Genomic DNA, 8,327 nt, shown 5'->3' with positions numbered 1-8,327 from the left:
CGCAGGACTACTCGCCGGCCGAGCAGGCCATCTTCATGGCCGATCACCTGGGCAACACGCGGCCGCCCTCGACGCTGCGCTACAGCTTCCGCAAGGCCGGCAGCCTGGAGACGGGTTTCGACGACAGCGTGGCGGTGATGCTGAGCAAGCAGGCCGACGGCCGCTGCTGCGCGGCCACGGCGGCCTTTTTGAGCGGCGCGCACCAGCTCTCGCTGCCCGCCATCGACAAGGCGCAGGCCAACCCGGTAATCCTGTACTTCCTGGAGCACGACATCCGCGAGATGCACCGGCTCACCAAGGGCCCGGAGAACTACTTCCGCAAGCGCATCCGCATGGCGGTGTACCAGGGCGCGACCGTCGCGCCGGCCTCGTTCCGCTACCAGGGCCGCACCGTCGCCGGACAGGAGATCGTGTTCCGGCCCTACCTCGACGACCCCAACCGCTACCGCTACGAGGCGCTGGCCGGCAAGGAGTACCGCTTCTGGCTGTCGAACGCGGTGCCCGGCGGGGTGCTCGGCATCCGCACACGCGTGGCGGCGACCAAGACCGACGCGCCGCCGGTGCTGACCGAAGAGATGCTGATCGAAGGCGCCGATGCGGTCGCCACACGCCCCTGATCACACGGCCTCGAACCCACGGACACACGCCATGAACCCCCTGCACCGACTGCTCTGCCTGCTCGCACTGCCGCTCGTGGGCTGCGCGACCGCCCCCGCCACCGCGACCGCCACGCAGGCGGCCAACGACTTCCCCACCCAGGAGCGCGTGATCTACGTGCAGGAGTGCATGCGCACCCACCCCGGCCCGCACTTCGAGATGATCAACAAGTGCTCGTGCGCCATCGACGCGATGGCCAGCGCCGTGCCCTACGACGACTACGTGGGCATGACCACCGTGGTCAACGCGATGTCGATCGGCGGTGAGCGCGGCGGCGCGCTGCGCGACAACGAGAGCGTCAAGCCGCAGATCAAGCGCTACCGCGAACTGCAGGCCCAGGTGCACAAGGCGTGCTTCATCAACGACACCAAGTAGCCGCGGCGGCGCTGCTGCTGCCGGCCTTCGCGCTGGCCGCGCCGTTTGCCTACATCACCAACCAGGGCAGCCACGACGTGTCGGTGATCGACCTCGCCACCCAGCAAGTGGTGAGCACGGTCGGCGTGGGCCGCGCACCGGCGGGCGTGGTGGCCAGCTCGCGCGCGGGCAAGGTGTTCGTCTCCAACCCCGACAGCCGCAGCATCTCGGTGATCGACATGCGCGAGCAGCGCGTGGTGGGCACGCTGGCCGCGGGCGAGGGGCCAGTGGGCATCGACGCGTCGCCCGATGGCCGCCTGCTCTTTGCCGCCGACTGGTACGCCAACCGGCTGATGGTGTTCGACACCCGCGGCCCAGGCGCCGAGCTGGCCCGCATCACGGTGGGCCGCGCGCCGGCTGGCGTGGCCGCACACACCGACAACGACACCGTGTTCGTGGCCGAGCGCGACGACGACAGCGTGGCGGTGGTGAGCGTGCGCGAGCCCCGCGTGCTGTCGCGTGTGGGTGTCGGCAGCCACCCGTTCGCGCTGCTGTTCGACGCAGCGCGCCAGCGGCTCTATGCACTCAACGTGCAGAGCGACGACGTCTCGGTGATCGACGCACGCGACACCCGCGCCTTGCGTGTCATCGCCACGGTGAAGGTCGGCAAGGCGCCCTACGGTGCAGCGCTGGCGCAAGGCGGCGCGCTGCTCTACGTGACCAACCAGCACGACGACAGCGTGAGCGTGGTCGACACCGAGTCGCTCACGGTGCTGCGCACGCTGGGCGGCTTCGGCTACCCCGAGGGCGTGGCCGCGCACGGCGACAAGGTCTATGTCGTGAACTGGATGGACGACCAGGTCAGCGTGCTCGACGCCGCCAGCGGGCGGGCTCTGCACCACATCGCCACCGGCAAGAACAGCCGCGGCTTCGGCGCCTTCATCGGCGCACCTTCTTCCCCATGAAGCAAAGGAACCCCTCATGCCCATGAAACTGCCCGGCGGCTGGCTCACAGCCATGACCGCGTTCACGATGCTCGGCGCCGCGCCGATGACCGGCGGCGCCCACGGCCCGACGCGGCAGAAGGTGGTCGAGAAGATCACCATCAACGCACCAGCCGCCGCGGTGTGGGCACGCATCAGGAACTTCGACGCGCTGAAGGACTGGCACCCGGCCGTCGCCGAAAGCCCCGCCTCGCAAGGCAACACCGTGGGCTCGGTGCGCGCGCTCAAGCTCAAGGGCGGCGGCGAGTTGACCGAGACGCTGGAGGGCTACGACGACGCAGCCATGAAGTACAGCTACCGCGCGAAAGACGGTGGCGCACTGCCAGTGACCAACTACACCTCGACGATCCTCGTCACGGCCAGCGGCAGCAACCAGGCAACCGTCGAATGGCGTGGCGCCTTCTACCGCGGCTACCCGCAGAACGACCCACCGCCCGATCGCAACGACGACGCCGCGGTCAAGGCCGTCACTGGCGTCTACCAGGGCGGTCTGGCGAACCTGAAGAAGCTGGCCGAAGGCGGATGAGATGAGGTGGGTGGGTGCAGTGGTTCTGGCCCTGGGGGCGCTGACCGCACTCAGCGCCCACGCGGCCGAGCCTGCGCCGGTCGAGCTGGCGGCGGGCGTCTACCTGGTGCCGGGCACCGGCGGCGAGCCCGACGCGAGCAACCTCGGCCGCGTGGGCAACGCCGGCTTCATCGTCGGACGCACCGGCGTGCTCGCCATCGACACCGGCACCTCCTACCTGCATGGCCGTGCGCTGCTGGCGGCCATCCGCAGCGTGACCGACCGGCCGGTGAAGCTGGCTCTCATCACCCACACCAAGCAGGAGTTCCTGTTCGGCGCCCTCGCCTTCCGCGAGCAGGGCATTCCGATCGCGATGCACCAGGCGGCCGCCGAGCTGATGGCCTCGCGCTGCGAGACCTGCCTGAAGACGCTGCGCAGCACGCTGGGTGAAGACGCGATGCGTGGCACCGCGATGTTCAAGCCTGACCTCACCTTCACCGACCCGCAGGGCTTCGACGCCGCCACGCCGATCGGGCGGCCGATCCAGGTGCTGTACTTCGGCCATTCCAGCGGCCCGGGTGACATCGCGGTGTACGACCCGCGCAGCCGCACGCTGTTCGCCGGCGGCCTGCTCGATTCGAAGCGCATCCCCGACGTGATCGACAGCGACCTGCCCCGCTGGCGCGAGGCGCTGCGCACGCTGCGCGCCCTGCCCGCCGAGGTGTTCGTGCCCGGCCACGGGCCGGACGGCGACCGGCGCATGGTGGATCAGGTGGACCGCTACCTTGACCAGTTGTCCGCGCGGGCGCACGCTCTGCAAAGCGGCGGAGCCCCGCTGAGCGACGTGCCCGACGCGACCTCGCTGCCCGAGTTCGCGGGCTGGGACCAGTACGACACGGTGCACCGGCGCAACGCGGCCCTTGTCTACCTGCGCTACGAACGCGAGCAGCTCTACAAGTCACCCCGAGGAGCATCGGCACCATGAAGCTCACATCACCTTTGCGCCGCCATCTCCTGCTCGGCCTCGGCGCCCTGCCCCTGGCACCCGCCGCACGTGCCGCCGTCGGCGGCCTGCCCAGCAACACCGGCCACAACGACCTCTCGCCCCAATGGGAAGAGCTGCGCGGCAAGCTCTTCGGCACGCGGCCCATCGACAGCAGCTCGGGCCGCGTTCAACTCAGTGCGCCATTGCGTGCCGCCTACGGCGCCTCGGTGCCGGTGAAGATCGTCTCCAACCTCGCGCAGACGCCCGGTCTCTACGTGAAGCGCATGCACCTGCTGGTCGACAAGAACCCCTCGCCGCTGGCCGCCACGCTGGAGCTCACGCGCGAGGTGGGCCAGGCCGACTTCGAGACGCGGTTGCGCGTGGACGAATACAGCCACGTGCGCGTGGTGAGCGAGTTGTCGAACGGCGAGCTGCACATGAGCTCGCGCTACGTGAAGACCTCCGGCGGCTGCTCGGCACCGCCCAACCGCGACTCGCCGGAGCTGATCGGCAAGACCCTCTTCAAGCTGCCCGCACCGCCGAAGATCGGCCAGCCCACCACCGCCGACGTGACCGTGATCCACCCCAACGACACCGGCTTCGAGCTGAACAACGTGACGGTGATGTACATCCCCTCGTACTTCGTGCGCACGATCGAGGTGAGCTTCGCGGGCCGCAAGATCTTCGACGCCGACCTCGACTTCTCGATCAGCGAGAACCCGACCTGGCGCTTCAACTTCGTGCCGCACGCGCCCGGCGAGTTGCGCGCCGAGGTGGTGGACTCGAAAGAGCGGCACTACACCGGCACGCTGCAGGTCGGGTGATGTTGAACCGGCGGCACCTGGGCCTCATCGCGTTCGCCTTCGCGGCGAGCGCGCCCGCCTGGGCCCACACGGCCGGCATCCCGCCGGCCTACAAGCCGCTGGTGGTCGAGCCCAGGCTCAGTGCGGGGCGCAGCGAGTTCGACCTCGGTCCCGCGCTCGCCCGCGCCCAGCGCGAGAAGAAGCGGCTGTACGTCTACCTCGGCGCCGACGACTGCCCCTACTGCCGGCGCTACGAGACCTTCCTCGCGCAGAACGCCCGCGAGCTGGTGCCACACTTCAAGCCCTGGCTCGTGGTCGACCTGCGCAGCTCGCTGTCGACGACGCAGGGCCAGCTCTATTTCAAGGTGGGCGGCAACTCGCTGGTCTACGCCGACTTCCAGCGTTCGATCAACGACGAGCGTGCCCGCATGCTGGTCTACCCCAGCGTGTGGTTGTTCGATGCGCAGCTGAAGCCGCTGATGCCCATGCCCGCCGGCACCGGCACCTTCGAGACGGTGGACGAGCAGCTCGAGATCCTGAATCTCGTTCAATAGGCCACGCGCGCCGTGCCCGGAGCAAGGGAGTCCGTGGGAGTGGCGAACCCTCGAGTGGCGCCGGACCCCTGAAGAATGTGGCGCAGCATCTCAAGCGTGTACAAGGCTCGACAGTTGCCTGAGTCCGGTTGGAGGCACCGGCAGCCACGGCAGGGCGAATAGCCGCTCGGCCATTCCTGCGGAGATCCGATCTATTTGCTGTCGCTCCTGGCTCAGCCTCGCCCTGAGCAGAGGGTCGTGCGTCCCCGATCCCAGCAGGCTCTTGTTCAGCAGCCACGCATAGGGCTCGATGCGGGCTCGCCGCAGGTCTTCTTGCAGCGCCGCCGCTTGCGACACCGGTGTCACCTCGGGCAAGGTCACCAGGATGATCTTGGTGTAGGCCGGGTCTTGCAGGCGCATCAGTGGCGTCACAACGCGTGTGGCGCCGTGGCCATCAAACTCCCGGGTCATTTGGCGGTGGTAGGCGCCTGTTGCATCCATCAGCAGCATCGAATGCCCGGTTGGCGCGGTGTCGAGCACCACGAACGCGCTGCGCCCTTCGGCGACGAGGCGCGAGAACGCATGGAAGACGGCCACCTCTTCCGTGCAGGGCGACTGGAGGTCTTCCAGCAGCAAGGCCTGCTCCTGTGGGTCGAGCTGGGGCGACTTGGCCGCCATGATCTTGTCGATGTAGCGCTGCGTCTCGGCCTTCGGATCGATGCGGCTGACCACCAGGCCCGGCAGCTCGCCTTCGAGCGTGCCAGCCAGATGCGCCGCCGGATCGGTGGTGCTGAGGTGCACCGTCTTGCCCCGCTGCACCAGGCCGACCGCCAAGGCCGCAGCGATCGTCGTCTTTCCGACACCGCCTTTGCCCATCACCATGATCACGCCGCGCTCCGAGGCTGCCAGTTCGTCGACGAGTGCGGCCAGACCGGGAAGTGGCAGCGGGTGATCCTCGTCGCTTGTCGACTCGGCAACCTTCGCGGCGGCGGGCATCAGCAGGGCCCGCAGGGCCGGCAGACCGACCGTGTCGAATGCTCGCAGTGGCACCTCATCGTGCGGCAGTTCGAGCAGCGCGTGCGGCATGGCGTCGAGAGCTTGTCGGCCGAGATCTTCGATGGCACAAGCCACGGCGTCGCGCCGGTCATTCGCGTGGAACACGCCATTGACCACCAGCCGCTGGTTGTCGAGGCCGAGAGTGCGCAACTCCAGCGAGGTGCGCGCCGCCTCGGTGATCGCGCCTCGATCGGGCCGTGTCACCAGAATCACGGTGGTCAACGCTGGATCGCTGAGCGCCGCGAGGGCGGCATTGAACCGGGCCTCTTGCATCTTCAGGCCCGAGTGCGGGCCGAGGCACGATGCGCCACGGTCATTGCCCGCCAGGAAACCGGTCCAGGCCTTGGGCAGGCTCAGCAGCCGCAGGGTGTGGCCGGTCGGCGCGGTGTCGAAGATGACGTGATCCCAAGGGCCGGCCCCCTCGGCCAGCAAAGAGGAGAACTCGTCGAAGGATGCGATCTCCGTCGTGCAGGCGCCAGACAGCTGCTCGCGCACCTTCGAGAGTTCTTCGTCCGGTGTGCCGCTCTCCATCTGGGACAGCACCCGCTGGCGGTACGACTCGGCCGCCGCGTCGGGGTCGATGTTGAGCACCGACAGGCCCGGTGCACCCGGCACCGGAACCGGCGTGTTGCGCAAGTCGATGCCCAGCATCTCGTCGAGGTTCGACGCGGCATCGGTGCTCACGAGCAGCACCTTCTTGCCGGCGTCGGCCAGGGTGAGTGCGGCGGCACTCGACAGTGAGGTCTTGCCCACGCCGCCCTTGCCGGTGAAGAAGAGATGCCGGGTCGGTCGTTCCAGGAATCCGATGGCTGTTCGCCTGAACCAGGCCTGCACCGCTTCGTGTGACGGAATGCCACCGCTGTGCACCACCTGGCCCGCGATCACGACGGCCGGCGTGGCATGCACACCGTAGCCACGGATGTCGTCCGGGTTCTCGACCTTGGCGAGCTTGATCTCGATGCCGGCGTCTGCAGCGGTGCGTTCGATGAGGCCGACCGTGCTGCGGCACTTGCTGCAGCCCGACCCCAGGACGTCGATCTTGAGGGGGATGTTCATCTCGTCGACTGTGCACTGACGGCCGGGCGCGACGTTGACGCAGATCACACCGCGCCGTCGCTGAGGAAGCTCATGCCTTGGCCCCCGCTTCGTACCATCCTTTGCTCTGATTGACGAGACGCACCACCAGCAGCATCACCGGCACCTCGATCAGCACGCCCACCACCGTGGCAAGTGCCGCGCCCGACTCGAAGCCAAAGAGGCTGATCGCAGCGGCCACCGCCAACTCGAAGAAGTTGCTCGCGCCGATCAGCGCCGACGGACAGGCCACGCTGTGCGACTCGCCGAGGCGGCGGTTGAGCCAGTAGGCGAGCGCCGAATTGAAGAACACCTGGATGAGGATGGGCACTGCAAGCATGGCGATCACCAGCGGCTGCTTCAGGATGGCCTCGCCTTGGAAGGCGAACAGCAGCACCAGCGTGGCGAGCAGTGCGGCGATCGACCACGGGCCGACCCTGGCCAGCGCCGCATCGAAGCTCGCCTGGCCTCTGGCCAGCAGCGCCTTGCGGCTTGCCTGGGCGATCAGTACCGGGATGACGATGTAGAGCACCACCGAGGTCAGCAGCGTGTCCCAGGGCACGGTGATCGACGACAGGCCGAGCAGCAGCGCGACGATGGGCGCGAAGGCGAACACCATGATGGTGTCGTTCAGTGCCACCTGGCTCAGCGTGAAGAGCGGATGCCCGTTGGTCAACCGGCTCCAGACGAAGACCATCGCCGTGCAGGGCGCCGCAGCCAGGAGGATCAGGCCGGCGATGTAGCTGTCGAGTTGCCCAGCCGGCAGATGCGGCGCGAAGACATGGCGGACAAAGAGCCAGCCCAGCAACGCCATCGAGAATGGCTTGACCGCCCAGTTGACGAAGAGCGTGACGCCGATGCCACGCCAATGCTGCTTCACCTGGTGCAGCGCGCCGAAGTCCACCTTCAGCAGCATCGGGATGATCATCACCCAGATCAAGAGGCCGACGGGCAGATTGACCTGGGCGACCTCCATGCGGCCGATGGCCTGGAACGGGCCGGGCAGCATCTGGCCCAACGCGATGCCGACGACGATGCACAGGAACACCCAAACGGTGAGGTAGCGCTCGAAGACGCTCATCGGCACCGGCGCTTCGGCGCGGGCTGGCAAGGTGCTGGTGCTCATCTCAACTTCTCCCAATCTCCGCGAGCGCGTTCTGCATCGCAGCTTGATCCATCGTCTCCAGCGGCAACGCGAGCAACTGCAGCATGCGGTAGCCGATGGCCTGCCGTGTGAGTTCGAACGCGCGGCGCTTGCCCTCGTCACCGCCCTCGGCATTCGACGGATCTGGATAGCCCCAGTGCACCTTGACCGGGTGGCCGCCCTTGCCGCCGAAGAAGACCGGGCACGGCTCT

The 8,327-nt window shown here is 68.1% G+C and carries 10 protein-coding genes; 7 read left to right on the top strand and 3 right to left on the bottom strand.

Going from position 1 to position 8,327, the window contains the following annotated elements:
- The 7 genes from VFL64_RS16705 to VFL64_RS16675 all read left to right on the top strand — a co-directional run.
- The coding region (locus tag VFL64_RS16705) for a hypothetical protein (RefSeq protein WP_489541507.1) at positions 1-617 on the top strand (617 nt) is incomplete at its 5' end.
- Between the two features lie 31 nt (positions 618-648).
- Entirely contained in the window at positions 649-1,032 is a 384-nt protein-coding gene (locus VFL64_RS16700; protein WP_489541506.1) for a hypothetical protein, read from the top strand.
- Positions 1,008-1,976 carry a YVTN family beta-propeller repeat protein gene (locus tag VFL64_RS16695; RefSeq protein WP_489541505.1) on the top strand — a complete coding sequence of 323 codons (969 nt, stop codon included), beginning with the start codon at positions 1,008-1,010 and terminating at the stop codon, positions 1,974-1,976. Before VFL64_RS16700 ends, VFL64_RS16695 begins: the two co-directional genes overlap by 25 nt.
- Positions 1,977-1,992: 16 nt before the next feature.
- Entirely contained in the window at positions 1,993-2,541 is a 549-nt protein-coding gene (locus VFL64_RS16690; RefSeq protein ID WP_489541504.1) for an SRPBCC family protein, read from the top strand.
- 1 nt (position 2,542) lies between these two features.
- Entirely contained in the window at positions 2,543-3,505 is a 963-nt protein-coding gene (locus tag VFL64_RS16685; RefSeq protein WP_489541503.1) for an MBL fold metallo-hydrolase, read from the top strand.
- Positions 3,502-4,329 (top strand): quinoprotein dehydrogenase-associated SoxYZ-like carrier, encoded by an 828-nt coding sequence (locus tag VFL64_RS16680; RefSeq protein ID WP_489541502.1) that lies wholly within the window; start codon positions 3,502-3,504, stop codon positions 4,327-4,329. Before VFL64_RS16685 ends, VFL64_RS16680 begins: the two co-directional genes overlap by 4 nt.
- Positions 4,329-4,862 (top strand): thioredoxin domain-containing protein, encoded by a 534-nt coding sequence (locus tag VFL64_RS16675; RefSeq protein WP_489541501.1) that lies wholly within the window; start codon positions 4,329-4,331, stop codon positions 4,860-4,862. Before VFL64_RS16680 ends, VFL64_RS16675 begins: the two co-directional genes overlap by 1 nt.
- Positions 4,863-4,952: 90 nt before the next feature.
- Here VFL64_RS16675 and arsA read toward each other — a convergent pair whose 3' ends face one another.
- The 3 genes from arsA to VFL64_RS16660 form a co-directional block, all read right to left on the bottom strand.
- Positions 4,953-6,953 (bottom strand): arsenical pump-driving ATPase, encoded by a 2,001-nt coding sequence (arsA, locus tag VFL64_RS16670; protein WP_489541500.1) that lies wholly within the window; start codon positions 6,951-6,953, stop codon positions 4,953-4,955.
- A gap of 70 nt (positions 6,954-7,023) precedes the next feature.
- A complete protein-coding gene (gene arsB / locus VFL64_RS16665; RefSeq protein WP_489541499.1) occupies positions 7,024-8,097 on the bottom strand; it encodes an ACR3 family arsenite efflux transporter in 1,074 nt (357 codons plus the stop codon).
- 1 nt (position 8,098) lies between these two features.
- A partial coding sequence (locus VFL64_RS16660; protein WP_489541498.1) for a low molecular weight phosphatase family protein occupies positions 8,099-8,327 on the bottom strand: 229 nt, incomplete at its 5' end.

Source organism: Rhizobacter sp. (assembly GCF_035702065.1).
In the GTDB taxonomy this organism is placed as follows: Bacteria; Pseudomonadota; Gammaproteobacteria; order Burkholderiales; family Burkholderiaceae_C; genus Rhizobacter.
Note: the sequence above shows the minus strand (reverse complement) of the source record. Positions and strands in the feature narration are given on the sequence as shown.

Excerpts from the sequence above, each read along its gene's own strand:
- VFL64_RS16700 (WP_489541506.1), top strand. The coding sequence starts at position 649 with ATGAACCCCCTGCACCGACTGCTCTGCCTGCTCGCACTGCCGCTCGTG.
- VFL64_RS16690 (WP_489541504.1), top strand. The coding sequence starts at position 1,993 with ATGCCCATGAAACTGCCCGGCGGCTGGCTCACAGCCATGACCGCGTTC.
- VFL64_RS16685 (WP_489541503.1), top strand. The coding sequence starts at position 2,543 with ATGAGGTGGGTGGGTGCAGTGGTTCTGGCCCTGGGGGCGCTGACCGCA.
- VFL64_RS16680 (WP_489541502.1), top strand. The coding sequence starts at position 3,502 with ATGAAGCTCACATCACCTTTGCGCCGCCATCTCCTGCTCGGCCTCGGC.
- VFL64_RS16675 (WP_489541501.1), top strand. The coding sequence starts at position 4,329 with ATGTTGAACCGGCGGCACCTGGGCCTCATCGCGTTCGCCTTCGCGGCG.
- arsA (WP_489541500.1), bottom strand. The coding sequence starts at position 6,953 with ATGAACATCCCCCTCAAGATCGACGTCCTGGGGTCGGGCTGCAGCAAG.
- arsB (WP_489541499.1), bottom strand. The coding sequence starts at position 8,097 with ATGAGCACCAGCACCTTGCCAGCCCGCGCCGAAGCGCCGGTGCCGATG.